Here is a 24,222-nt window from a genome sequence, read left to right as displayed (position 1 = left end):
GGCTTCGCGCGCCCTGCTAAGACCGGCCCCGAAACTCGGGGACGACCATGAAAAAGATGATCTCGCTCTTGGCCGCTGCGCTCGCCCTGGCCGCGTGCGCCACGTCGTCGGCGCCGCAAAGCGGCGGTGAAGGCGCGCTGCAGGTTGAGCCGCTTCAGTACACGACGCGCACGCTGGACAATGGGCTGCGCGTCTATTCGATGCCGGATGCGAACGCGGCGAACGTCTCGGTTCAGGTTTGGTACGATGTCGGCTCGGTCGATGATCCGATCGGGCGCTCCGGGTTCGCGCACCTGTTTGAGCACATCATGTTCAAGTCGACGCGCAACATGGCGGCGGAACAGTTCGACCGCCTGACCGAGGACGTCGGCGGTTTCAACAACGCCTCCACCTACGACGACTTCACCAACTATTACGAAGCCGTCCCCGCCAATCACCTCGAGCGCATTCTGTGGGCCGAAGCGGACCGCATGAGCTCGCTGGTGGTGAACGAAGCTACGTTCGACAGTGAGCGCGATGTTGTGAAAGAGGAGCTGCGCCAGCGCATTCTGGCGTCGCCGTATGGCCGCTTGTTCGGCCTCTACATGTCGCAAGCCAATTTCACAGTGCACCCGTACGGCCGCCCTGGCATTGGTTCGATCGAGGATCTTGATGCGGCGACTGTCGATGATGTTCGCGCGTTTCACGAACAATATTATCGCCCGGACAACGCCATCCTGGTCGTGTCCGGGAATTTCAACCAAGCGCAGCTCGATGCTTGGGTGAACCAGTATTTTGGCGACATCGAACGGCCGTCGCGCGCCATTCCGCGCGATTATCCGACTGAGCCTGTACGCACGCAGCCGCGCGAGTACACCGTCTATGCGCCGAATGTGCCGTTGCCGGCGGTGATGATATCGTATCCGCAGCCTGCATCCACGAGCTCCGATCTGCCCGCGCTGTTCGTGCTTGATGCCATCATGTCGAACGGCGAGTCGTCGCGGCTGTATCAATCGCTGGTGTATGACCAGCAGGTCGCGGCGGAGGTTTTCACCAATCTCGAAGCCACACAGGACCCGGGCGCGTATTCGCTATTTGCGATCCTCTCTGGCGATCAAACCGCGGAAGCCGGCGTTGCGGCGCTCTCGGCGCAGATCGCGCGCATGCGCGATGAGCCGGTGAGCCAGGCCGAGCTCGACGAAGCCAAGAACGAGATCGTTACGGCCACTATCCAAGGTCGCGAGACAGCATATGGCCGTGCTGAAGAGCTGGCGGATTCCGTCATTCGCTATGGCGATGCGGCTTACGCTGATCGTCTGCTGGCCGCGATCCAGAACACGACCGCCGCCGATGTGCAGCGCGTGGCGCGTTCGATCCTGAATGACGGCCGCCGCGTCGTGGTGCGTTACCTGCCGGAGCAGGAAGGCGTCACTGGCGATGCGATCGCGACGTCGTCAACGATCCAGGCGCGTGCGCTCAACATTCCGGCGTCCGAGATCACGGTGTTTGAACTGGCGCCGGAAGCGCAACGCGAAGCGCCGCCGACGCCAGGCGCGCCCGTCGATGCGCGCATTCCGCAAACGGCTGAGCGGACGCTGGCGAACGGTTTGCGCGTCATCGTCGCGCCAAACCGTGCTTTGCCGCTCGTTAGCGCCGACCTTCGCGTCGGCTACGGCGGCAGCGCCGATCCGCGTGGCCGGGCTGGTTTGGCTGGCATGACCGCCGACCTGCTGACGCGCGGTACGACCACACGAAGTGCGACGCAGATCGCGAGCCAGATTGAATCACTGGGCGCCACCATCGGCTCGGGCGCAGGCGCGGATTCGTCTGCGGTGTCGCTGCAAACCCGCTCCGATCGCGTCAACGACGCCTTCACGGTGTTCGCTGATGTCGCGCGCAATCCGGCCTTCGCGCAGGAAGAGCTGGAACGCGCGCGACAGGAAGCGCTCGATGGCCTGCAAGTCGCGCTGAGTGAGCCGGGCTCTATCGCTGGCTTCGCCATGACGCGCGCGCTTTACGGCGACGCGCCTTACGGCGCGATTGCGTCGCAGTCGACCATCAGCGCCATCACGCGTGACGATATGGGCGGCTACCACCGCACGTATTGGCGACCGGATGCGGCGGTGCTTGTCATCACCGGCGATGTGTCCGCCGATCAGGGCTTTGCGCTGGCTGAACGCTACTTTGGCGATTGGGCGCGGACGACCGGTGCGCGTCCCGCACAACCGGATGCGAGCGCATGGGCTCAGCCGGTGCGTGCGATCGTGGTCGATCTGCCGGATACCGGGCAGGCAGCGGTTTCGATGGGCCTGCGCGGCGTGGCGCGGACTGATGCCGATTATTTCCCGCTGCTCGTCGCCAACAACGTGCTGGGCGGTGGTTACTCGGCGCGGCTCAATCTCGAGATACGCATTCGCCGCGGTCTCTCGTACGGCGCAGGCTCAAGCCTCGCGGCGCGCGTGGCGGCGGGGCCGATCATCGCGAGCGCGCAAACGCGGAACGATGCGGCTGTGCAGGTTTATCAGCTCATGACCGGCGAGATTGATCGCATCGGCGACGAACTGGTGCCGGCAAACGAACTCACGGCGCGCAAGGCCGTGCTGATCGGCAATTTCGGCCGCGCCGTTGAGACCACGGCCGGTCTGGCGGGCCAAATCTCGACGTTGGCGCTCTACGGCCTGCCGCCGGAACGGCTCAGCACCTACGTGTCCGACGTTTCGAGCGTGACTCCAGAGCAAGCCCAAGCGGCCGCGGCGCGATATTTCGATCCGGCGCGGGCGGACGTGGTCATCGTGGGCGACGCCGACCTATTCTACGACGCCTTCCGGCGGGTGCGGCGTGAGGTTGAGCGCATTCCAGCGTCGGACCTAAACTTGGACAGCGAAACGCTGCGATAGGACCTTTTCCCCGAGCGTCGCGCCTGTCGTGGCGTGACGCTCGGGCGCGACTCAGTTAACTTTGAGCGCTTGAACGTTTCGAACCTCATACGCGTGGTCGGGACCGCCTTGGTGCTCAGCACCTTGTCGTTCGCGGTCGGCGTAGCCGGGGACCTCTCCCTGGCCGATCCGCCGAACTTCGGCGAACGCGTGGTTCTGCGGCTCCCGCCTGAACTTCCGGCTGACGCGCCACGCGCCGCGCCGCTACCACGGCTTGTGGCGATGGCGGCAGCCAGTGAGCCGACTCGGCCGCGCTTTGTGCCGGTCACGTTCGAGCCGCTGCGGCTCGAACCCATGGTCTGGGAGTCCAGCGCGGTCGAACTGGCGGCTCTGACCGAGGAAGCAGCATATTTCTCGGCTAAACCCGATCCAAGACGCAAAGACGCCTAGTTCGGTGCGGCTTTGCCGCAACACTGGCGCCCAGGGCCTGCAACAGCGCCAAAAAAGCGCCCAGGTCTCCGCGCTCTTCTCAACACCCATGAGCCATTCCTTCGGGCCGAGTCTGACAGGGCGCGGCGCCGCGGCAGTTGCCGCTGCGCTGACGCTGACAGCCGTGCCGGGCTTGGCTCAGGCCCAGGACCAACGCGCGGCCCCCGCGCCGCCGCCGGTGCAAGGGCTCTATCAAAGCGCCGCGGGCGCGACCCGCTATGCCACGCCGGACGGCGGTGTCCGCTTCGTATTCGACCGCTCCGGCGGTCGCGCCGCCTTGCTCCGTTTTGAGGGCGACGACGAAGTCCACGTGCTGCGCCCGGCGATGGCGGCTGGCGGCGGCGAAATCTACCGAACCGAAGACGGCGGGCTCATGCTGCGGGTGACGCCGCATGGCGGCGTCATCGTTTACACGCGCGCGATACGCACGGGCGCTGCCGCGTCCGAAGAAGGCCGCGTCGCGCGGTTGACGCCTCAGGCGATTGCGGTCGCCGACATGCAGGCGCGTTTCCGCGCGCTCCAGGCGCAGGCACGCCGCCGTGTCGGGCAGACCGTGACGTTCACGGTGCCGGCGCAAATGTCGGCGCCCGTCGCGGGTGTAGTGGTCGACGCCGCCGAGCGCGCGGCGGAGGGCTTGGCTGCCGCGCCAATGACCAACGTGCGCCGCGTCGTCATCACCGTCGGCAACACGCCCCGCATCGCGATGCGGGGCGATCAGCTTTTCATCCAGGTCGCGCCGCAAATGGGCTACGCAGGGCGCCCGTCGTCCAACACCGTGCGCAACGTGGTGACGGGCGAAGTGCAGGGGCCGGAGCAGTAAGCCGCCTAACAGGTCACCCCTTGCATTGATGCGGGCGGGCGTTCCAAGCGCACATAGCCGCTCGGCACGGCAAATGATGTCGAGCGCTGTTGCTCCTCTCTGAGCCATACCACTCGAAAGCTGATCTCACCTACGCGTGGCCCCATCGCCAACGGGACGCCGACTTGATCAAAGCATGACCAAGCCCCACTCGCTTCCGTGTGGAAGGCGCACGGGCGATTTGCGTAGCGGCGTATCTCCGGTCCTCCCGGATATTCTGTGTCCCACGCTCGATCCGGATCGATGAAGCCAGTGGACAAGCCGAATTGGGTTGCAGCAGCCTGCATCGAACTCACCCAATAAACACGATCGGCCGCTGACCGCGCTCGGCCAGATGGGAAGAGTTGCGCGCTGCCCCGATCGATATCGAGGATAGCTGCTAGGTGACCGGTTGACGATCGAGCGTCGGCGGCTTCGATTCGAAGCCAATACATCGATCCGACAGGGTTCCGTTGATCCTCATCAAAGCCATAAGCGCTGATGCGCACGGTGCGCCATGTGCCATCCGGGTTGAGCGTGCGTGCCGACGCGATGAAGGGCGTGTCGTAGGATGGCGGAGCGCAGGCATGAGCGGCCGGCGGAAAGCCGGCGGATACAGCTAGAAAAACGGCAACGGCGCTGAAAATCCCCTTCATTTGAAGCTGTCCTTACGCGCGCGCAGATCCGCGAACGCTTCGACGTCTGTGGCCTCCGGCTTCATGATTGAATGCTTCAGCAACGGCGCGCGCAGGAACGGGTTGGTGCGCAGCTCCAAATCGAGCGACATCGGCACAGTCGGCTTGCCCTCAGCGCGCAGGCGCTTCACTTCGGCGACGCGCGCCTGCAAATCCTGGTTGATCGGATCGTAGTAGATCGCGAAGCGCGCGTTGGCCTCGGTGTATTCGTGCGCGCAGTAGAGCGTGGTGTCGCGCGGTAGGGCGGCGATCTTGGACAGGCTGGTCCACATCTGCTCCGGCGTGCCTTCGAACAAGCGCCCGCATCCCATTGAGAACAGGGCATCGCCGACGAACGCGACCTTCTCCGCGTCGAACACGTAAGCAATGTGCCCCAACGTATGCCCGCCGACATTCAGCACGCACGCTTCGATGCCGCCGAGCTGCACACGGTCGCCTTCGTCGACAACGCGATCGGGCGCTGCGCTGATGCGCTCCACCTCGCGCGGACCGGTGACGCGGGCGCCGGTCTTCGCCTTGATGGCGGCGTTGCCGCCGGCGTGATCGGGGTGCCAGTGGGTGTTCCAGATATCAGTGACGCGCCAGCCCTTGGCGTCGGCCTGGCGCATGATCTCGTCAGCGTCAGGCGTATCGATCGCCGCGGTCGCGCCGCTGGTGGGATCGTGAATGAGGAACCCGTAATTGTCCGACAGGCAGGGGAATTGATGGATTTGAAGCATGTCCTAGCTTAGCCCTCTCTACCCATGCGCGTCGATGTTCTAGCCCTCCAACGCTTCTACGCGTCGCCGCTTGGCGACGTCGTGCGCCGTGCGGCGACGCGGCGGCTCGGTGCGCTTTGGCCCAATGTCGAAGGGCTGGACATTCTGGGTATCGGCTATCCGGTCCCGTACCTTGGCCGTGTGCGCCAAACCGCGCGGCGCGCCGTGGTGATGATGCCGGCCGAGCAGGGTGTGGAGCCGTGGCCGGGCGAAGGGCTGACGCTCAGCTCTCTCGCCGACGAGGCGCGGCTGCCTTTCATGGACGCCGTGTTTGACCGCGTGCTCATGGTGCACGCGCTCGAAGAGACCAGCGCCGCGCACGCCATGCTGCGCGAGGTCTGGCGCGTCATGGCGCCGGAAGGCCGGCTCGTCGTCATCGCAGCCAACCGGTGGAGCCTGTGGGCGCAATCGGGCGCAACGCCGTTTGGACACGGTCGCCCATATTCTCGCACGCAGCTCGTCACGCTCCTCAGCGACGCCATGTTCGAGCCGGTTGTCTCCGCACGCGCGCTTTACGCGCCACCATCGACATGGACGCCCTTCGTGCGTGCGGCGGAGGCGTTCGAGCGGGTGGGCGAGATGGTGTGGCCGGCGCAGGGCGGGCTGGTGCTGATGGAGGCGGTGAAGCGGCTCTACGCCAGCACTGCGCGCTCGCAGGGTCGTGTCCTTTTAGCCAAGGCGCCGGACAGATCGCGCGAGGGCGCGCCGGGAAGCTTGCCCAAGCGCGATGGCTGACGTTTAAACGCGCCATGAAGCTCATCACCGCCATCATCAAGCCGAGCCGCCTCGACCCGGTGATCGACGCGCTGAAGGACGCCGGCGTTGGCGGGCTGACGGTTTCTGAAGTGCGCGGCTTCGGACGGCAGAAGGGCAAGACCGAGGTCTATCGCGGCGCCGAGTACGAAGTGAAATTGCTGCCCAAGGTGAAGGTCGAAATCGCAGTCCCGGCTGAGCGCGTCGACGCCGTCGTGGACGCTCTCGCCAATGCCGCCAAAACCGGCAAAATTGGCGACGGCAAGGTCTGGGTGGTTGACCTGGACGCCATTCAGCGCATTCGCACTGGCGAAACCGGGCAGGCCGCCGTCGAGTCCTGACGGCTGTTCGTCGCAGCCCAGGCGGTGGGCGGGCGCTGCCCCGCTATGCTAAGCCCCTGGCTCAATCCAACAGAGTTTCGAGGGGACTTTCCATGCATATGACGCGGCGCGCTCTGATGGGCGCTACGGCTGCCGGCATCGCCATTACCGCGGCCGGTTGCGGCCAGACCGGCGGCAACGCCAGCGCGCGCTTCACCGCGCTGCTCGATCAACTCTGCATCGATATCCTGAAGGAGTCGCCGGAGAGTTCGACGAGCCTCGGTGTAAGCGAAGAACAAGCTGGCGGCCGCTTCATCGACAAGCTCGATGAGAGCTCGCGCGAAGCGTTCATTCGTCAGCGCGGCATCGCCGAGCGCGCCATCACCGCGCTACAAGGCATCGACCGCGCGCAGCTGACGGGCCAGGAGCCGGTGACCTACGACGTGGCGCTGACGTCGATGCAAAACCAAGTCGCCGCGCAACAGTTCGAGTTCGGCGGCGGCGCGCAATCGCCTTACGTCGTCACGCAGCTCGGCGGCGCCTATACAGAGATCCCGGACTTCCTCGACAGCCGCCATCCGGTGACCACCCGCGACGAGACGGAAGCGTATCTCTCGCGTCTCTCCGCCTATGCCCGCAAGCTCGATCAAGAATCTGCCGTGATCGCCGCTGACGCCGGCGCCGGCATGATCCCGCCGGATTTCTGCATCGATGGCGCCGTGAACCAGCTGCGCGGTTTTGCCGGCACGGCGCCGGCACAGACAGTGCTGGTGACGTCGCTGGTGCGCCGTCTGCCGGAAGTCAGCGAAATTCCGGAAGCCGATCGCGCCGGTTTCCTCACGCGCGCCGAGACTATCGTCCGCGACGAAGTGCTGCCCGCGTATCAACGTCAGATCGAAGCGCTGACGGCGATCCGTGCGCGCGCGGTGCATGACGCCGGCATCTCGGGCCGTCCGCGCGGCGCGGAAATGTATGAGGTGGCGCTGCAGAACTACACCACCACCAATATGACCGCCGACGAGATCCACAATATGGGCGTCGAGCTGGTGACCTCGATCAACGCGGAGATGGACACCATCCTCCGCGCCAACGGCCTGACCAGTGGCACAGTCGCCGCGCGCATGACAGCGCTCGGCGCCCGTCGCGATCAGGTTTACCCGAACACCGACGCTGGCCGTACGCAGCTGCTGGCGGATCTCAACGCGCAAGTCGCGGCGATGACGGCGCGGATGCCGGAAGTGTGCGGCGTACTCGCAACGCAGCCGCTGCGCATCGAGCGCGTGCCGGAATACATCCAGGCCGGCGCGCCGGGCGGCTACTATCAGCCCGCGTCGCTCGATGGCACGCGCCCGGGCACGTACTACATCAACTTGCGCGACACGGCGGAGTGGCCGAAATTCTCGCTGCCGGCGTTGAGCAATCACGAAGGCGTCCCGGGTCACCACTGGCAGATCGCGATCCAGCAGGAAGCCGAAGGTCTGCCGTTCTTCCGCACGGCGCTGTCGTTCTTCGGCGCCTTCATCGAAGGCTGGGGTCTCTATTCGGAAATGCTCGCCGACGAGATGGGCATGTTCGCCGACAATCCGCTGAACAAGCTCGGCTACCTGCAATCGGCCGCATTCCGCTCCTCGCGACTTGTCGTCGACACCGGCATCCACTCGAAAGGCTGGACTCGCGAGCAAGCGATCGACTCCATGATGCAGGCCACCGGTCAGGACCGCACCTCGACGACGACCGAGATCGAACGCTATTGTGTCATCCCCGGCCAAGCCTGCAGCTACATGGTCGGCCGCCAGGCCATCCTGCGCATGCGCGACAGCGCACGCACGACGCTGGGCGCGGCGTTCGACCTCAAGGGCTTCCACGACACGCTGCTGACCAACGGCTCTACGCCGCTGACGGTCACCGAGCAGTTGGTGAACCAGTGGGTCGCATCGGTGCAGGCGCCAGCGTAAGCATCGCAAAACCGAACGGACGGAGCGGCGGCGTGAGCGATCACGCCGCCGCTTTTTCATGATCCACGGAGGGAGTCTGCGGACCATGACGTTTGCCGCGGCCGAGGTAGCGCACGCCCTTCAGCCACATTTTCGAGGCTTCCCAGTGGATGCCGACGATAACCATGAGCGTCATCAGCGGATTGCCCGCGACGGCGCGCAAGATATTCGCGTCGGTGAGTTCGCGCCGTTCGCCCGCAAACGAGGCTGTCAGCGCGATATCCTTGCCGCGCTTCACCGTCATCGCCACCACCGCGCGTTCGCCGGGCGGCGTGATGTTGAATTCGTAGCGCAGGTCCTGCTCCAAGAACGGAGAGACGAAGAAATTCTTGTCACAGGCCTGCGCCGCGGCGCCGTTGGGGGCGACGCTCGGGGGGAGAACGTAGAAGTGCTGCTCGCCGAAAGTGTTCTTCACTTCGTGCACGAGGGCTGCGAGCGCGCCGTCGCGGCGGTAGCAGAAATAGACGCTGAGCGGGTTGAACACGTAGTTCAGCAGCCGCGGCATCGCGAGCAGCACGATACGGCCGCCGTCCCACGCGATGCCGGCTTCGCGCAGCTTGGCTTCGATCTGCGGACGCAGCGGTGCGTCGGTGCGGGCGCCGTGATCGCGGTCGAAGTGGGAGAGCAGCGCGCCCTTGTTTAGTGAAAAGCGACGCAACGCACCGTCGAGCGCGTCCAATTCTTCCAAGTCCAGCGCGAGCATGAACACGCTGTAGCGCAGCCGGTGTTTGCCAGGGCGCATGTGGGCAACGTGGCCCGTGTAGAGCGCCGAGCGCGTCATGCAGCGATCGCGCCGGGCATCGGCGCAGGCAAATGGATGCGTCCGGATTCTTCCGTTACATTCCAGGGTCGCCGCAGGCCGCCAAGCTGCTCGGCGACAGCGAGGCCAGCTTGCAAGCCGTCTTCGTGAAATCCGGCGCCAAAGTAAGCGCCGCAGAACCAAGTGTTGCGCGCGCCTTGCAGGGACCAGAGCTGTTCCTGCGCGCGGATGGCGGCGGCGTTGAAGAGCGGGTGATCGTATTCTGTCTCGTAGAGGATCGTGCTTTCGCGCGGCATGGTTTGCGGGTTGAGCGTGAGGAAGATCTGCTCCTTGCTGTCGATCTCCTGCAGCTTGTTCATCCAATACGAAACGACACAGCCGCCCTCCGGATTGTCGCCGACATAGTTCCAGCTGGCCCACAGCGCTTGGCGGCGCGGCATCAGCGTGCGGTCGCTATGCAGTACGGCGCGGTTTTTCGCGTAGCGGAATTCGCCGAGCAGGCGGCGCTCTTCGGCGCTTGGGTCTTCCAGCATGGCCAGCGCTTCGTCAGCATGCGCGGCGATCACCACATCGTCGAACCGCTCTGCGTTACCCTGCGCATCGCGCACCCAGACGCCCGCGCCATCGCGGCGAATCGAAACGGCGCCGGCGTTGATCCGTGCACGTTCGGCATAAGGTGCAGTGATCTTCTCCACGTAAGCTCGGCTGCCGCCGACGACCGTGCCCCATTGCGGCCGCCCCTTGAGCTTCAGCAAGCCGTGGTTCTCGAAGAACCGCACAAACGCGCAGGCCGGATAGTGATGGATTTCCGCCAGCGAGGCGGACCAAATCGCGGCGGCTTGCGGCAGCAAGTGATCGCGTTGAAACGCATCGCCATAGCCGCCGAGCTTTAGATATTCGCCGAGCGAGATCATGCTCTCGCGCGTGGCCAGCAATTCCAGCGGCGCCTGTTTGTAGAAGCGCATCAAGTCGAGCGTCATCGACCAGAAACGCGGGCTGAACAGATTGCGTCCGCCGCACAGGAATGCCGAAGCGCCTACAGAGGAGTATTCCATCTGCCCGCCGTTCAGCGAAACGCCGAACGACATATCGGAGGTTTTCGTTGCAACGCCGAGTTCTTCAAACAATGCGACGAGGTTCGGGTAGGTGAGGTCGTTAAATACGATAAAGCCGGCATCGACCGGGGTATCGCCAAGGCTCGTTTTCACATTCACCGTGTTCGAATGCCCGCCGAGGCGATCGTTCTTCTCGAACAGAGTTACCTCGTGTTTCCGGCTCAGCAGCCACGCCGCCGACATTCCGGCTATGCCCGAGCCGATCACGGCTATATTTTGCCGGCGCGTTGCACCACTGGAGGAAAAAGCCATCGCACTGTCTCGCTCCAGCGCGCGTGCTACCGGCTGGTTCGCTAGGCGATACGGGCGTCGGAGCCGCGCGGATCAGAGTGATCCGGGCGACCGCCTTGTCCGTATGACGTCAAATGCGTGCGTTGGAACTCTCACCGGGCCGGGTCCGAATGGCGTTTCCACCGCGCTTGAGGGAGCGCCGCGCCGTGCATAGCCGCGTCGAGGACACGGACGAGGCATTGCTGGTGCGGATCGCCGGCGGCGACCGCGACGCGTTCGCGCTCGTGTTCTGCAAGTATGCGGCGAAGGTGAAGGGCTATCTGATCCGCCTCGGGGCCGCCGGCGCCATCGCCGAGGATTTGGCGCAAGATGCGATGGTGAACATCTGGCGGCGCGCCGCTTCGTTTGATCCGAACAAAGCCAAAGCGTCGACTTGGATTTTCGTTATCGCCCGCAACGCCTGGATCGATCGGCTGCGGCGGGAGAAGGTCGAACTCGCCTATCGGGCGTTCGTCGATCAGCCAGAAGAGAGCGGCGATGAATCTCCGGACGATGCCGCGGCGCGTGCGCAGTCCGAAGAGCGGATTTCGGCGGCGCTCTTGGCGCTTTCAGACGAGCAGCGCCAAGTGGTGCAGCTCTCGTTCTTCGAGGATCGGCCGCACTCCGAAATCGCTGAGCGACTCGATCTGCCGCTCGGCACTGTAAAATCACGTCTGCGTCTTGCGCTTATAAAGCTGCGCGCGCATTGGGAGCAGTTGAAGTGAACCCGCGTCATCACCCCACCGCCGATGTCCTTGCCGCCTATTCCGCTGGAGCGCTTGAGGCTGGGTTTGGTCTTGTCGTCGGCGCGCATGTGGAGACGTGCTCCGCTTGCCGGGCTAGCGTGCTCACGTATGAGGCGGCGTCAGGCGCTGCGCTGAAAGAGTTGCCGAGCGCCGATGTGGCCGCCGATGCGCTGACGCGCGTGATGAGCCGGCTCGATGAGGCGCCGGCGCCTGTCCTGGCGCGTGACACGCGTCCGTTGCTGGAGCGCTTGCCGCTGAAGCCGCGCAAGTGGATCGCACCCGGTGTCTGGGTGGCAGCAGTGGATACGCCGCACGCGCCGAACAATCGCGTCTACCTGCTCTCGGTGAAACCCGGCATGCCGACTGCGCGGCACGAGCACTCCGGCGCTGAGTTTTGCACGGTGTTGCAAGGCGCCTACCGCGACGAACTCGGGCTGTTCTCGACCGGCGATTTCGCGGCGACGGACACCGACGTGAACCACCAGCCGGTGGTGCAGGGCGATGAGGACTGCATCTGCCTCTTCGCGACCGAAGGCCGGCTGAAACCAAAGGGTCTGCTCGGTCGGATCGCGTTCGCTTACGCGGATGTGTAGCACTCGCTAGCTGTTTTCACTCGCCGCCCGCCCGTGACCTAGGGCATAGGCTCCGCCGGAACGCCATGGCGGAGTGCGATCATGACTGAAACGACTGCCACGCCAGGCATACAGGCGCATGGTCCTTCCGCGGCGATTGCCGCGGGCGGGCGCATTTCCGAGATCGACATGATGCGCGGCCTCGTCATCGTCCTGATGGCGCTGGACCATGTGCGCGACTATTTCTTCAACGGCGCAGGGATGGTCGGCGTCGGCGGCGCGTTGCTCGATCCGGCGACGACAACGCCCGCCATCTACATCACGCGCTGGATCACGCACCTCTGCGCGCCGACGTTCGTGTTCCTCGCCGGCGTCTCGGCCTATCTCCAATTCGCAAAAGGCAAACCGATCCCGCAACTGTCGCGCTTTCTACTGACGCGTGGTCTGTGGCTGATCTTTCTCGAAGCCACGGTGCTGAGCTTCGGCTGGTCGTTTGGCTTTCCGTACGCTTTTTTCATGCAAGTGATCTGGGCGATCGGGATCTGCATGCTGGCGCTTGCCGCTCTGGTGTGGCTGCCGCGCATGGCGGTGCTGGCGATCGGCGTCGCGATCATTGCCGGCCACAACCTGCTCGATCCGATTACGACTGAACAGGGCGGCGGCTTGTTGTGGACGGTGCTGCACGAAGGCGGGCCGATCATCGTCGGTGAAACGCCGATTGGCCTGGTCGCTTATCCCGTGCTGCCATGGATCGGCATCATCGCACTGGGCTACGGGCTGGGGGGCGTGTTCACGGAGGCGCCCGAGAAGCGCAACCGCACCATCTTCTTCATCGGTCTCGGCATGCTGGCGGCGTTCTTTCTGCTGCGCTTTGCGATGGTCTATGGCGATCCCGCATTTCCGACCGGGCCGGAGGCCGAGTGGAAGGATTGGCGCGAGCAATCGTCGCTCGGCGCCGCCATCATGGTGTTCTTCGACGTGCAGAAATATCCGCCGTCGCTGCAGTTCACGCTGGGGACGCTTGGCATCATGCTGACGTTGTGGCCGCTGCTCACACGGCTGCGTGGGCCGGTGGCGTCGGTGCTAACCACGTTCGGCGCGGTGCCGTTCTTCTTCTATTTGCTGCACGTCTATCTGATCCACCTGCTGGCCATCGCAGCCAATGCCGCAATGGGGCGCAATGTTGGCGGCTTGTTCGACTACATGATCAACGTCTTCATCCACCCCGAACGGCTCGCAGGCCTCGGCTTTTCGCTGCCGTGGGTCTACGTCGCCTGGTTCACCGTGCTGGTGCTGCTTTATCCGCTCTGCCGCTATTGGCAGCAGCTGAAGGCGCGGCGGCGCGATTGGTGGCTGTCGTATCTCTAAGCGGCGCGTTCTTCGCGGACGGCATTCATGATGTCGTCTGCGAACGGCGCGAGCGGGGCAGGCCGGTACGACGCATTCGCCGCCCACCGAAGTCGCGCCGTCTCGTGCATGTCCTCGAACCGCGTCAACCCTTTGCGCCAACGCGCGCCCAGCACGTTCATCAGCGACGGCCGATTGTTCGAGCGCACCGAACACGTGATCGGATCGATCTCCGCCAAGCAGTTCGAAAGCACCGAACCAGGCTCACGCGACAATGTCAGCCCCGCTTGCTCCGCGCCTTCAAGCACCCAGAGCAGCGCGCAATTCGACAATCCACGGCATGGCCCGCCGCCGACGCCGCCGTGGTCGCCGGGAAACCACGACTGCGCCACGCGCACCGGCGCGCCCGGCGTGTTGAAGTTCTCGACATTGCTCCACAGCGTTGGCTTGAACGGCGCGCGGCGCTCATCGATCGCGACGGCGTGACGCGCGAACTCAACGGAGCGCGATAGCGCGGTATCGTGAAACTCGTATTGCTTGTTCATGCCGATCGAGATCGGCAACAGCCGCGGGATGCCCAATGCGCCGACTGTGTCCCACACACCGAGATATCGAATGCGCAAATCCACTGGCGGCGCAGTGAAGGGCGCGGTGAGGCGCGGCCAGGCGATGGCGTGCGCCGTTCGGAAACGTTCGGTTTCCGGACTATCGGCGGCGAACGCCTTGTTGCGGTAGAGGTCTAGACCTGCACGCGCCTTGTCCACGCTCTCTCGCCGTAGCACGCCGACTTTGCGCAAAAGCCCCGCCAGGCTCCGCACCGTGTAGGCGCCGCGCGAAAAGCCGAACAGGTAGAGCTGATCGCCGGCTTCGTAGTTCAGATTGATGAAGAGCCAAGCGTCCAGCAGATGATCGTCGAGATCATCGCCCGTCATGCCGTTCCAGAGGTTGAGACCGCTGAGCGAGGCGCCGGCGCCCGCAGAGTAATAAACGATCTGCGGCCGGCCTTGGCCATCGCGTGAGGAGACAGCGCGAGCGGTCAGCGCAACATTGGTGAGACTATCGCCATAGAGGCGTTGCCACGTTCCATCGCAACAGATGATGAGGCGCTTCATGGCGCGAGCAAGAACACGGCCTCTTCAGCGAAGACATTCGCGCGCCACAGCGTCTTGGCGAACGGCGCGCCAGGGCGGCCTTGCGTCAGCGGCACCGCAGTCTCGATGCCGAAGCGCATCTCTCGCGCCAGCTCCGCGAAGTCGCGCAAGCTGCAGCTGCGGTACAAGTCGCCGTCGGACCATTTCGCGCCACGTTGCGGCGGCACGCGTCCGCTCGTCGCCAGTTTGAACCGCGTGCGCCAGAACCCGGCATTGGCGACCGAGACAATCACGCGCTCGCCAATGCGGCCCGCTTGGCGCAACGCGTCGCGCGGCCGCGCCATTGCCAGCAGGCTGTGCGAGAGCACCACGTAGTTGAAGGACGCGCTGGGAAATTCGGCCAGGTCCGATTCCGCATCGCCCTGAACCACGGAGAGCCCGCGCACCACGCAGCCGCGCACTTTTGCCTTGTCACGCTCCAGTCCGCGCACGCGCGCTTTGCTTTGGCGCGTCAGCGTCTGCATCAGCGCGCCATCGCCACAACCAACGTCCAGGACGCTCGCCCCGTCATCGACCATGCGCGCAATGATGTCGTGATCGCCACGCCCCGGGCGCGCATCGAGATCGAGTGGCGCGGCGTGAACCAGTTCGAGCTGCGCGGCCATCAGGCGCCTCCGCCTTGCAAGGAAAGCCCGCGCGCCGACGCGGCGGAATCGATAAAACCGGTTAGAGTCGCCTCGAACTCTGGTTCTTCGTGCAGATAGGCGTCGTGGCCCTTTTCGCTGTCGATCTCGACGAACGACGTATCAGCGCCCGCCGCGATCAACGCACGCGCCACAGTGCGGCCATCCGCCGGAGGGAAGCGCCAATCGCTTGAGAACGAGAATACCGCGTGCCGCGTCGAGCCGCCCTGGAACGCGTTGGCCAACCGGCCGCCGAAATCGGCGCCGAGGTCGAAGCCGTCCATGGCGCGGGAAAGATAGAGATACGAGTTGGCGTCGAAGCGCTCGACGAAAATCGCGCCGTGCGTGCCGACGTCGGCATCGAACTTGAAGCGCTCACGTTGGCGTGCGTCTTCGATGCGCGACCGCACGCCTTGCTCAGAGAGGCTCGCGACCTGCGCCGCCATCCGCGCCACCGCGAGGCCCTTGCTCGGCCGCACGCCGTGCGCCGTGTAGCCGCCACCGCGCCAATCCGGATCGGCCATCACGGCTTGGCGGCCCAACTCGGAGATGGCGATGTTCGTCGCCGATTGCCGCGCTGCCGCCGCCACGGTCACGCACGCGAACGCGCGCTTCGGATAAGCGCTCACCCAGTTCAACGCCTGCATACCGCCCATGCCGGCGCCGATGACCAGAAACAAACTCTCGATGCCCAGCGCTTCGATCAGCATCGATTGCGCGCGCACCATGTCGGCGATGGTGATGGGCGGAAAGCGCAGGCCGTTCGGCTGGTGATCCGGACCCAGCGTTGCGGGACCAGTCGTGCCCATCGAGCCGCCAAGGACATTGGCGCAGATGACAATGAACCGATTGGTGTCGATAGGCCGGCCGGGGCCGACGATGCGCGGCCACCACGCCGGGCGGCCGGTGATCGGGTTTGGGCTCGCCACGAACTGATCGGTCGTCAGTGCGTGGCACACCAGCACGGCGTTGGTGCGATCGGTGTTGAGCGCACCATAGGTTTCGAACGCGACGGTGAGGGGCGCGACGTGTTCGCCGTTCGCCAGTTGCAGCGGCGCTGAGGCGTCGAACGCCAGCGTCCGCACGCCTCCGGCCGCCTGGATCTTTGCCGCTGCATGAATCATGTGCCGAGTGTACAGGCTTCGCCCGCGCCGATGCATCCCCCGGGGTGAGTGGCGGCTGTTGATGACAAGCGCAGCGCGCAGACATTGGCGGCTGTGAGGAAAGTCCCTAAGGTCCGCCTCATGAACGATCTCGGCCCCCCGACCGAAGGCGATCCGCTCGACCTGATTCGGCGCGACATCGACGGCATCGATAAGACGCTGCTGTCCTTGTTCGCGCAGCGCCTGCAATTGGCCGACAAACTCGCAACGACCAAGGCGCCGCAAGGCCTGCCGATCCGTAGCGGGCGCGAAGTGGCGATGCTGCGGCGTCTGATTGCCGAGGCGCCGGCGCCGCTGGAACGAGAGCTCGTGCTTGAACTTTGGCGCGCTTTGATCGGCGCGAACGTGCGTCGGCAGCGGGTTGTCGATGTGATTGTCGGGGGCGGGCGCGCTGACCCGACGCGGCTTTTTGACGTGGCGCGCCGTCATTTCGGTTCGAGAACGCGGATCTCGCACGTCGCGGAACCGCAGGCCGCGTTGCAGAAGGCTGCGGAGAACCCGCAATCGTGCGTCGCGGTCACGCCGTGGCCAGCGGCGCCAGGCGTCGGTTCGTGGTGGCCGGCGCTCTCGGAACGGCGCTTCCACGACCTGCATCTTATCGCCGGCCTGCCGCTGCTTGGGCCCGCCACGGAAGATCCAGAAGCCTGCGTCTTCGCCGCGACACCGACGGATCAAGCCGGCAACGACATCACCTTGCTGATCGCATTCGACCAACATCACCGCGCGCAGCGCGCGCTGAACGAGGCGGGGCTGACCGGCAAGGAAGTGGCGCGCTCCGAGCCGCGTGTGCTGTTGCGGATCGAAGGCTTCGTCGCCGTCAACGATCCGCGCGCTGGCGCGCTGACGAGCTACGGCGTCGAAGGCGTCCGTGTCCTCGGCTCGTACGCGCGCATCTGATGGCCATGATCTACGACCGTATCGCCATCATCGGCATTGGCTTGATCGGCGCGTCGATCGCGCGCGCGGCGCGTGAGTTCGGCGCGGCCAACACGATCCAGCTTTACGACGCGAACCCCGACGTGCGAGCGCGGGCGCGCGAACTGGACCTAGGCGAAGTGATTGATGATCCGGAAGAGGCCGTCGCGAAGGCTGAGCTTGTTGTGCTCTGCGTGCCGGTTGGCGCCATGGCTGAGGCCGTCACTGCGTGCAAACAAGGGCTGAAGATCGGCGCCATCGTCACCGACGTTGGTTCGGTGAAGCAGGCCGTGGTGAGCGCTCTCACAGAGCTGCTCCCAACCTACGTCTATTTTGTACCCGGCCATCCGCTCGCGGGCACCGAGCATTCCGGGCCGGACGCGGGTTTCGCCAGCCTGTTCCACAATCGCTGGCAGATACTCACGCCGTTGCCCGGCGACGAGCGCGAAGGGTATGGCGCGGCCGTTGACCAAGTCGAAGAGTTCTGGCGCGCACTCGGCGCCAATGTCGATCGTATGGACCCGGAACGGCACGACGTCGTGCTCGCCGTCGTCAGCCACCTGCCGCACTTGATCGCGTTTAACATCGTGGCGATGGCGGAGGATCTGGAGAGCGTCACCGAAAGCGAAGTGGTGAAATATTCCGCCTCCGGCTTTCGCGATTTCACCCGCATCGCAGCCTCCGACCCGACGATGTGGCGCGATGTATTTTTGAACAACCGCGAAGCCGTGCTCGAAGTGTTGGGCCGATTCTCGGAAGACTTGGCGGCGCTGCAGCGCGCCATCCGTTGGGGCGAAGGCGATACGCTCTACGATTTGTTCGACCGCGCCCGTCGCATGCGCCGCGAAGTCATCGAAGCGGGCCAAGACACGCCCGCTCCGAATTGGGGCCGCGAGAACTAGTACACCGGCGGCAGCGGTCGCACCGGCAGCCCTTCAATGTTCAGCAAGCCGTCGTTGGCGCCGATATCGAGCGTGATGTCGTCGCCTGTCACGAGATAGCCGGCGGCCAGCAACTGCAGCGCTTGGCGCGCGTCGTCGTCAACGTTCGGGCCGGTGGCGATGGCGTTCAGCACAGGCGCTGGCCGTTCGACCGGAAGCACTAGGCGGCCATTCAGGCGGCGCTGTTCGTCCAATCCGCCTTCGCCCGTGCCGGTCGTCGCAAGCGGTCCCCAGTTCAGTTCTAGCGCGTCGAAGCGCAAGCGTCCGCCCGCTTCACGCCACGGGCCGAGTGGGTCGTTCCGCGAGGACTCCAGCAGCGCCGCGCCATCCTCGATCACGATCGCCGCGCGCAAGCGCGCGACGTTCTGACCGAACGCCTCGAAGCTGCGCACCGGGCGCGGCAGGGTCAGCGCCTGAGCGTCGAACGCGAGCTGGTATTCGCCGGCCGCGCGCGCATCGGGGCGCACATTGATGACGAGTTTTGTGGCGTTGAGCACGCCTTCTTGCGCCGGATCATCCAGCACCAGATTATCCGCTTCCACGCCGGCCACGGCGAGAGCGCGGCGCGACGCACGCAGGCTTGCTATCAGTTTGTCGGCGGTGATGTTGGTGACTGCGCCGTTGCTGCGCGAAATCGCGATCGGCGCTTCCGCTTCAAGGATCAAGTGCTGCGGGTTCAGCACATCGACGTTCAAGTCAGCGCGCTGCGTCGCGGCGCGCCAGCCTCCGCGCGCGGGGGCGTACGCGACGTTCTGTAACTCCAAACGCATCAGCACCGGAAAGCCGTGGCGCACGATGCGACCGATCTCGGCCGATCCGCCGGACGCGTTTTGTTGCGTCACCCAGCTTTGCAAGCGCCGTTCGCTCTCGCCGGCGAGATAGTTCCAGTAAAACACCCATCCGAGCGCTGCGAGAATGAACAGCACCCAGGGAACGGCGAGCCAAAGACCGCGTATCTTCATGCCGCCACGCTGCGGCGCCGATCGGGCGGCAGCAAGGCCTGACTTTCGGTTTCAATCGTGTTTTCGAGTTCCCGCATAAAATCTTCGCGCGAAAGCCCCGGCGGAATCGGCGGCAAGAATTTGATGGTCACGGTTCCCGGCCGACGAATGATGCCGCTCGGTTTCCACACTAGGCCGGTGTTCAGCGCCATCGGCGTCACCGGCAGATTCAAATCGCGATACATCGCGACGATGCCTGGCTTGTAATCCGGCGGTGCGTTCAATTCCTGGCGCGTGCCTTCGGGATAGATGACGATCTGGCGTCCCTTCGCGATCGCGGCGCGTGACGCGCGCAGCATGTTCTTCAGCGCCGTTGCGCCTGCGTCGCGATCAACCGGGATCATGCGCTTCATGTAGAAGCCGAAAACCGGCATCTTGATCAGTTCTTTTTTGACAACGAACACCGGCTCGGAAACGAACAGCACCGGCAACACTGTGTCGAGCGTGGTTTGATGTTTGGACGCGATCAGCGCCGGTCCTTTCGGGACGTGCTCTAGACCTTCGAACTTGATCTTCGCGCCAACGATCCAACGCAGCCCCCAAACGGTCGACTTCCCCCAGCCCCGCATCGAATGCCAAATGAAGCGGTCGTGGCCGAGCAACACGGCGGGCATGTAGAGCAGGCCCCAGAAGGCCATCGTGCCATAGAACCAAATGACGAAAATAATCGAGCGCAGCAGGATCATGCGGGCTCGGTATCGCCGTCTTCTGCATTGCTGCCAAGGCCGATCAGAGCCTCGCGCCCGCGAATGACGAGATACTTGACGTACTCCGCGCCAATCCGACTCGCCGCGCCAATGTCGCTGCGCCAGAGGTCCGGATCCGTCCAGCGCGTTTGCACCGGATACGGATAGATCTCGACTTCGGGCATCGCGAGCGTCAGCTCCGCGCGCGAGCGCGGCATGTGATAGTCGTCGGTGACGAGAATTAGCCGCGTATAATTGTGCTCGCGCGCCCAAGCCGCGGTTTCGGCCGCGTTGCCCAGTGTATCGTCTGCGCTGCGACCGAGATCGACGCAGCATTCCGCGAGTTCGCCATCCAACTCCAGCACTTCAAACAATTCCGCGTCGGTGACGATGCGGTTGACGCCGGAGATCAGCAGCCGCTGACCCTTGTGCTGTTCCAGCAAACGCACGCCGGTTGAGAGCCGCTCGAGTGAGCCGCCGGTCAGCGCGACGATAGCCTCGGCCGGCGGCGGCTCTTCCACCACGTCTTGGCGCACGTCGTTCGCGAAATTCCAGAAGCCAACGATGAACGCGATCGCGGCGATCACGATCGCCCACAAGCCGATCGAGCGCATCAGCCGAGCCTCGCGGCCTGACCGTGAAAGTAGCCCGCCGCTGCACGCGCGCCGGCGCCCGCGGCAATCGCTGCACCTAACGGCGCAGCAGCAACGGGAACGAGATCGATCGGCAGAATCATTGTCTGCAATTGATCAATCGAAAGACCAGGAATGGCTAGGAACAGAACGATTAAACCCGCGACAGCCGCGAGTGCGCCGCCCGCCAATCCAGCGTAAAGCCCAAGCACCGCCGCTTCATCCGCGATGCGTCCGGCGGTCTGGCTTCGCGTCGCGCCGAGATCGGCCATCACTGTCACCATCTCGCGCCGCCGCGCTGCGAGCCCGCGCGCCGCCAGCGAGACGATAACTGCCATGATCAGCGCAAACGCGATGGAACCCCAGAACGCCGCATTCCGCACGCGTGTCGCGAGCCCCGCGCCGCTGGAATCGTTCGGCGCTTCGATCACCTCGGCCGTGACGCCGCCTTGCGCCAGCACGGCGACAATGTCGCCAGAAACATCCACTCGGCTGCCAATCGGCGCGAGTTCGATTTCGATCAGGCGCAGTTCCGGCAGATCCTCCGCCCGAACCTCGCCGCCGAGCAGGGCCGCCGCACGACCCGCCGTCATCGGAGCGGCGCTCGTCACTAGCGGCGTCTGCGCCAGCGCCAACTCAGCGCCAGCGACGCCGGCAGGCCCCTCGGGGGCGATGACGCGGACGATGGCGTAGTTCGAGCGCGCTTCCTCATAGCTTGCCGCTACCCGATCCACGGCGCGCGCGGCCAGGCCCGCCGCCGCCGCCGCGAAAACCGCGAAGGCCAAGGTCCAGAACAGGGCGCGCTCGACGCCAGTCAGCGCGTTTATCATTCCATCGCCTCCGCCTGGGCGGGGACGCCGAAGGCGGGCGTGAGCCGGCCCCGGTCCATCCGCCAGTGGTTCAGAGGCGCGCAGTCGGCCAGAGAATCGTCCTGGCTGGCGATCACCACGCCAGCGCCGACCCGGCGCATCTCCGCCAACAGGCGAACGATGCGGCGTCCGTCAGCCGGCGACATGCCCGCCGTAGGGTCGTCAGCGAGGATCAAGTCAGGCTTAGCGGCCAGCGCGCGCGCGATGGCGGCGCGATGCCGTTCCGCACCCGAAAGTTTTTCGATGGTCAGGTCGGCGGCGTCGTTGAGGCCAACGAAATCCACAAGTTCGCGCACGTCATCCGCATATTCGCGGGGTTTCTTGCCAAGCATGCGCAGCGGCATGGCGATGTTGTCGAACGCCGTCCATTGCTCAATGAACACTGGGTTTTCAGCCACATAGCCAATCCGGCGCTTCACCGCGGCGCGTGTCCGAGCGCGGGCGCGGCCGACGTCTTGGCCCAGAATTACAGCTCGTCCAGAACGCGGCTCCAGCGCTAGCCGCAAGAGGTGCATGAACGTAGTCTTGCCGGCAGCAGCGGGACCGGTGACCAACGCTACCTCGCCGGCGCGGGATTCGAACTCAAGGCCCACCAGAACGGTGGCGGCGCCGTAGCCGGCGTTTACGCCCGAAAGGCGGACGAGTACGCCGCGCTCGAACAGGTCTATTTCAGGAGTGTTCGGACGCGGCATGTCTGGACAAGCTAAATAGAATCAATGCACCAAGGACAGTTACTGGGCTAATGGGCATATCGTTAACATGATCCTGACCTGCACGTCTTGCTCGACAAGGTACTATGCGGATGACGCCGCGATCGGTCCGGCGGGCCGTACGGTGCGCTGCGCCGCCTGTGGGTTCTCCTGGTTTGCCGAGCCGCAGCTGGAGCTTCGAACCCAAGCCGTGGCCGTGACGCCCGAGGCGCCTGCCTCAGAACCCCTGACACGCGAACGTGTCGAAAGATTGCGCCGCGCCGCCGAACAGCCGGGGCCGGCTCCGTCAGCCGCCGCGAAATTCCGCGCCCAACAGGCCGAGCGGATGCGCCGTGAACGCATGCGCGCCGCCGTCGTGGTGTGGGGCGCGACCGGTGCTGCCCTCGCGGCAAGCGCGACCGGCATGGTCGCCTTCCGTCAGGACGTTGCCGAGCTGTGGCCGCGTTCGGCCAGCGCGTTTGCCGCATTGGGCTTGGACGTCAACGTCTATGGCCTCGAATTCTACGACCTTGCGGTTGAGCGTGATTTCGAAGGCGCGACGCCGGTGCTGGTGGTGTCGGGCGAAGTCCGCAACATCGGCCGCGACGAGAAGCTCGTGCCGCCGGTACGCATCTCGCTGCGCGACACGCGCTCGCACGAAATCTTCGAACTCGTGAATGCGATCACCGATCAGCCGATCGCGGCTGGCGCTGCAGTGCCGTTCCAAATTCGCGTCGAGAACCCGCCGGGCGATGCCGTCGATCTCGAAGCGACATTCGCGAACTTCTCGGACTCGACGTTTGCGGGCGGCCCCGCGCACGTTTCGCCAGCGCCGCAAGTGGAAGAGCCGCTGTTGCTCGATACGCCGGTCGAAGAGGGCCACCTCGCTGAGCCGGCGACGACCACTAGTGAGATGGGCCCGATCGAAGGCCTGCGCTTCTCCAACAGCTGAGACGCGCTTGCGCGTTCTCCTCAGCGCTGAAGAGATTGCCGAACGCGTAGAAGCGCTCGCTGACGGCTTTGCCGGGCAAGTCGATGACGGCTGGACCGTTGTCGCGCTGCTGCAGGGCGCCATTCCATTTGCTGCTGACTTGATGCGCGCCATTGAGCGGCGCGGCCGTCACCCGATCTACGATTCACTCTGGCTCGAAAGCTATCACGACGCGCGCGAGAGCTCAGGCAAGGTCGTCGTTCGTGCCGATATCTCCCGCGCTATCGAAGGGCGGCCCGCGCTCATCGTCGATGACGTCTTCGACAGCGGCCGCACCATCGCCTACGCCCGCGCACACCTCATGGCCAAAGGCGCCACGCGCACACTCGCCTGCGCCTTCGTGCGCAAGCCCCAGGCCATGGGCGAAGCCATCGACGCGATCGGTTGGGACGCGCCCAACGATTTCCTGGTCGGTTACGGCATGGATGATGCTGGCCGCTATCGCGGCCTGCCGTACATCGCCGCGCTCGACTAAGCGCGCCGTTCGAACGTCAACAGCAATGAACCGTTCGCGCCGTCCGGCAAGCGCAACTGGAGGCCGTTGCCTTGTGCCGCGAAATCCACCTCCACTTCGCCCATGCGGCCGCAGGTAAAGGTCATGTGCGGTTGCGGCGTGTCGGTGAAGGACGCTGTCCAGCGATCAGACTCGCCACCCGGAGCCGCGCCGGCCCAGTTGAATGTCACCACGCCTGACGTCGCCTCGCCTACATCGAGCGCCACGGCCCGCGTGCCCATCCAACCCGTGGGTGAGCCGACGCGTGTGGCGCTGATGAGATCGTAGGCGCCCGGCGCGATGCTGCCGCCACGCAGATCGGATGCGGCTGCTGCGGCAACCACCTCTTCGCCGACCGCGACTTGTCGCGCCGCGTTGGGTGACAGCGCGTTGCACGCGATCATTGTCGGCGGTGGCGCTGGCGTCTCTGCTGTATCCTGAGCGGGCGGCGAGCATGCGCCGAGCAGGACGGCCACTGCGGCCGAAACGAGAAACTTGCGCATGAACCCTCCACATCGTCCGCCCGGGCATGAGTGTGGAGCCCGGCGCGGCGATT

The 24,222-nt window shown here is 65.0% G+C and carries 25 protein-coding genes; 13 read left to right on the top strand and 12 right to left on the bottom strand.

Annotation, left to right across the window (positions count from 1 at the left end; all coding sequences use genetic code 11):
- The first annotated feature begins 47 nt into the window (after positions 1-47).
- From DSM104635_RS14455 to DSM104635_RS14445, 3 genes are all read left to right on the top strand, one after another.
- Positions 48-2,876, top strand: a complete 2,829-nt coding sequence (locus DSM104635_RS14455; RefSeq protein ID WP_158766884.1) for a M16 family metallopeptidase — start codon at positions 48-50, stop codon at positions 2,874-2,876.
- A gap of 93 nt (positions 2,877-2,969) precedes the next feature.
- A complete protein-coding gene (locus tag DSM104635_RS14450; RefSeq protein WP_158766883.1) occupies positions 2,970-3,305 on the top strand; it encodes a hypothetical protein in 336 nt (111 codons plus the stop codon).
- Positions 3,306-3,393: 88 nt separating this feature from the next.
- A complete protein-coding gene (locus DSM104635_RS14445; protein ID WP_158766882.1) occupies positions 3,394-4,164 on the top strand; it encodes a DUF4908 domain-containing protein in 771 nt (256 codons plus the stop codon).
- A 670-nt stretch (positions 4,165-4,834) separates the two neighbouring features.
- Here DSM104635_RS14445 and gloB read toward each other — a convergent pair.
- On the bottom strand, positions 4,835-5,596 hold the full coding sequence (gene gloB / locus DSM104635_RS14440; RefSeq protein WP_158766881.1) for a hydroxyacylglutathione hydrolase: 762 nt from the start codon (positions 5,594-5,596) through the stop codon (positions 4,835-4,837).
- A 24-nt stretch (positions 5,597-5,620) separates the two neighbouring features.
- Between gloB and DSM104635_RS14435 the strand changes: the two genes are divergently transcribed.
- From DSM104635_RS14435 to DSM104635_RS14425, 3 genes are all read left to right on the top strand, one after another.
- Entirely contained in the window at positions 5,621-6,370 is a 750-nt protein-coding gene (locus DSM104635_RS14435; protein ID WP_158766880.1) for a class I SAM-dependent methyltransferase, read from the top strand.
- A 14-nt stretch (positions 6,371-6,384) separates the two neighbouring features.
- Entirely contained in the window at positions 6,385-6,729 is a 345-nt protein-coding gene (locus DSM104635_RS14430; RefSeq protein ID WP_158766879.1) for a P-II family nitrogen regulator, read from the top strand.
- A 92-nt stretch (positions 6,730-6,821) separates the two neighbouring features.
- The gene (locus DSM104635_RS14425; RefSeq protein WP_158766878.1) at positions 6,822-8,663 is read left to right on the top strand and encodes a DUF885 domain-containing protein; all 1,842 of its coding nucleotides are present in this window, start codon (positions 6,822-6,824) and stop codon (positions 8,661-8,663) included.
- 40 nt (positions 8,664-8,703) lie between these two features.
- Here DSM104635_RS14425 and DSM104635_RS14420 read toward each other — a convergent pair whose 3' ends face one another.
- The gene (locus DSM104635_RS14420) at positions 8,704-9,483 is read right to left on the bottom strand and encodes a DUF1365 domain-containing protein (RefSeq protein ID WP_158766877.1); all 780 of its coding nucleotides are present in this window, start codon (positions 9,481-9,483) and stop codon (positions 8,704-8,706) included.
- On the bottom strand, positions 9,480-10,829 hold the full coding sequence (locus tag DSM104635_RS14415; protein WP_158766876.1) for an NAD(P)/FAD-dependent oxidoreductase: 1,350 nt from the start codon (positions 10,827-10,829) through the stop codon (positions 9,480-9,482). The genes DSM104635_RS14420 and DSM104635_RS14415 overlap by 4 nt, the downstream gene beginning before the upstream one ends.
- A 185-nt stretch (positions 10,830-11,014) precedes the next feature.
- On the opposite strand from DSM104635_RS14415, the gene DSM104635_RS14410 reads away from it, so the two are divergent.
- From DSM104635_RS14410 to DSM104635_RS14400, 3 genes are all read left to right on the top strand, one after another.
- Complete coding sequence (locus DSM104635_RS14410; protein ID WP_228445703.1) at positions 11,015-11,572, top strand: sigma-70 family RNA polymerase sigma factor; 558 nt, start codon at positions 11,015-11,017, stop codon at positions 11,570-11,572.
- A complete protein-coding gene (locus DSM104635_RS14405; protein ID WP_158766874.1) occupies positions 11,569-12,186 on the top strand; it encodes a ChrR family anti-sigma-E factor in 618 nt (205 codons plus the stop codon). The genes DSM104635_RS14410 and DSM104635_RS14405 overlap by 4 nt, the downstream gene beginning before the upstream one ends.
- A gap of 81 nt (positions 12,187-12,267) precedes the next feature.
- Positions 12,268-13,533: an acetyltransferase domain-containing protein gene (locus DSM104635_RS14400; protein ID WP_158766873.1), complete on the top strand. Its 1,266-nt coding sequence runs from the start codon at positions 12,268-12,270 to the stop codon at positions 13,531-13,533.
- Here DSM104635_RS14400 and DSM104635_RS14395 read toward each other — a convergent pair.
- The 3 genes from DSM104635_RS14395 to metX are packed head-to-tail and all read right to left on the bottom strand — an operon-like array spanning position 13,530 to position 16,407.
- A complete protein-coding gene (locus DSM104635_RS14395) occupies positions 13,530-14,624 on the bottom strand; it encodes a T6SS phospholipase effector Tle1-like catalytic domain-containing protein (protein WP_158766872.1) in 1,095 nt (364 codons plus the stop codon). The two genes, DSM104635_RS14400 and DSM104635_RS14395, sit on opposite strands and share 4 nt — an antisense overlap.
- Complete coding sequence (locus DSM104635_RS14390) at positions 14,621-15,268, bottom strand: methionine biosynthesis protein MetW (RefSeq protein WP_158766871.1); 648 nt, start codon at positions 15,266-15,268, stop codon at positions 14,621-14,623. The genes DSM104635_RS14395 and DSM104635_RS14390 overlap by 4 nt, the downstream gene beginning before the upstream one ends.
- Entirely contained in the window at positions 15,268-16,407 is a 1,140-nt protein-coding gene (gene metX / locus DSM104635_RS14385; protein ID WP_407703514.1) for a homoserine O-acetyltransferase MetX, read from the bottom strand. The genes DSM104635_RS14390 and metX overlap by 1 nt, the downstream gene beginning before the upstream one ends.
- 123 nt (positions 16,408-16,530) lie before the next feature.
- Here metX and DSM104635_RS14380 point away from each other — a divergent pair, with 123 nt between their 5' ends.
- Together DSM104635_RS14380 and DSM104635_RS14375 are read left to right on the top strand one after the other, a co-directional pair.
- Positions 16,531-17,346, top strand: a complete 816-nt coding sequence (locus DSM104635_RS14380) for a chorismate mutase (RefSeq protein WP_158766869.1) — start codon at positions 16,531-16,533, stop codon at positions 17,344-17,346.
- Positions 17,346-18,266, top strand: a complete 921-nt coding sequence (locus tag DSM104635_RS14375) for a prephenate/arogenate dehydrogenase family protein (RefSeq protein ID WP_158766868.1) — start codon at positions 17,346-17,348, stop codon at positions 18,264-18,266. The genes DSM104635_RS14380 and DSM104635_RS14375 overlap by 1 nt, the downstream gene beginning before the upstream one ends.
- Here the strand turns inward: DSM104635_RS14375 and DSM104635_RS14370 are convergent.
- Genes DSM104635_RS14370 through DSM104635_RS14350 form a run of 5 tightly spaced genes read right to left on the bottom strand, consistent with a single transcriptional unit; the run spans position 18,263 to position 22,185 of the window.
- Entirely contained in the window at positions 18,263-19,267 is a 1,005-nt protein-coding gene (locus DSM104635_RS14370) for a DUF2125 domain-containing protein (protein ID WP_158766867.1), read from the bottom strand. The genes DSM104635_RS14375 and DSM104635_RS14370 overlap by 4 nt on opposite strands.
- Complete coding sequence (locus DSM104635_RS14365; RefSeq protein WP_158766866.1) at positions 19,264-19,992, bottom strand: lysophospholipid acyltransferase family protein; 729 nt, start codon at positions 19,990-19,992, stop codon at positions 19,264-19,266. Before DSM104635_RS14365 ends, DSM104635_RS14370 begins: the two co-directional genes overlap by 4 nt.
- The gene (locus DSM104635_RS14360; protein WP_158766865.1) at positions 19,989-20,606 is read right to left on the bottom strand and encodes a YdcF family protein; all 618 of its coding nucleotides are present in this window, start codon (positions 20,604-20,606) and stop codon (positions 19,989-19,991) included. Before DSM104635_RS14360 ends, DSM104635_RS14365 begins: the two co-directional genes overlap by 4 nt.
- Positions 20,606-21,454, bottom strand: coding sequence for a hypothetical protein (locus tag DSM104635_RS14355; protein ID WP_158766864.1), 849 nt, complete (start codon positions 21,452-21,454; stop codon positions 20,606-20,608). Before DSM104635_RS14355 ends, DSM104635_RS14360 begins: the two co-directional genes overlap by 1 nt.
- Positions 21,451-22,185, bottom strand: a complete 735-nt coding sequence (locus DSM104635_RS14350) for an ATP-binding cassette domain-containing protein (RefSeq protein WP_158766863.1) — start codon at positions 22,183-22,185, stop codon at positions 21,451-21,453. Before DSM104635_RS14350 ends, DSM104635_RS14355 begins: the two co-directional genes overlap by 4 nt.
- 67 nt (positions 22,186-22,252) lie before the next feature.
- Here DSM104635_RS14350 and DSM104635_RS19950 point away from each other — a divergent pair, with 67 nt between their 5' ends.
- Both DSM104635_RS19950 and DSM104635_RS14340 read left to right on the top strand, forming a co-directional pair.
- Entirely contained in the window at positions 22,253-23,134 is an 882-nt protein-coding gene (locus DSM104635_RS19950; protein WP_158766862.1) for an MJ0042-type zinc finger domain-containing protein, read from the top strand.
- A gap of 7 nt (positions 23,135-23,141) precedes the next feature.
- On the top strand, positions 23,142-23,648 hold the full coding sequence (locus tag DSM104635_RS14340; RefSeq protein ID WP_228445702.1) for a phosphoribosyltransferase: 507 nt from the start codon (positions 23,142-23,144) through the stop codon (positions 23,646-23,648).
- Here DSM104635_RS14340 and DSM104635_RS14335 read toward each other — a convergent pair.
- Positions 23,645-24,169, bottom strand: coding sequence for a hypothetical protein (locus DSM104635_RS14335; protein WP_158766860.1), 525 nt, complete (start codon positions 24,167-24,169; stop codon positions 23,645-23,647). The two genes, DSM104635_RS14340 and DSM104635_RS14335, sit on opposite strands and share 4 nt — an antisense overlap.
- Positions 24,170-24,222 lie beyond the last annotated feature (53 nt).

Origin of the sequence: Terricaulis silvestris, assembly GCF_009792355.1 — a bacterium.
GTDB classification, from domain to species: Bacteria; Pseudomonadota; Alphaproteobacteria; order Caulobacterales; family Aquidulcibacteraceae; genus Vitreimonas; species Vitreimonas silvestris.
This window is presented reverse-complemented; position numbering and strand designations above follow the sequence as displayed.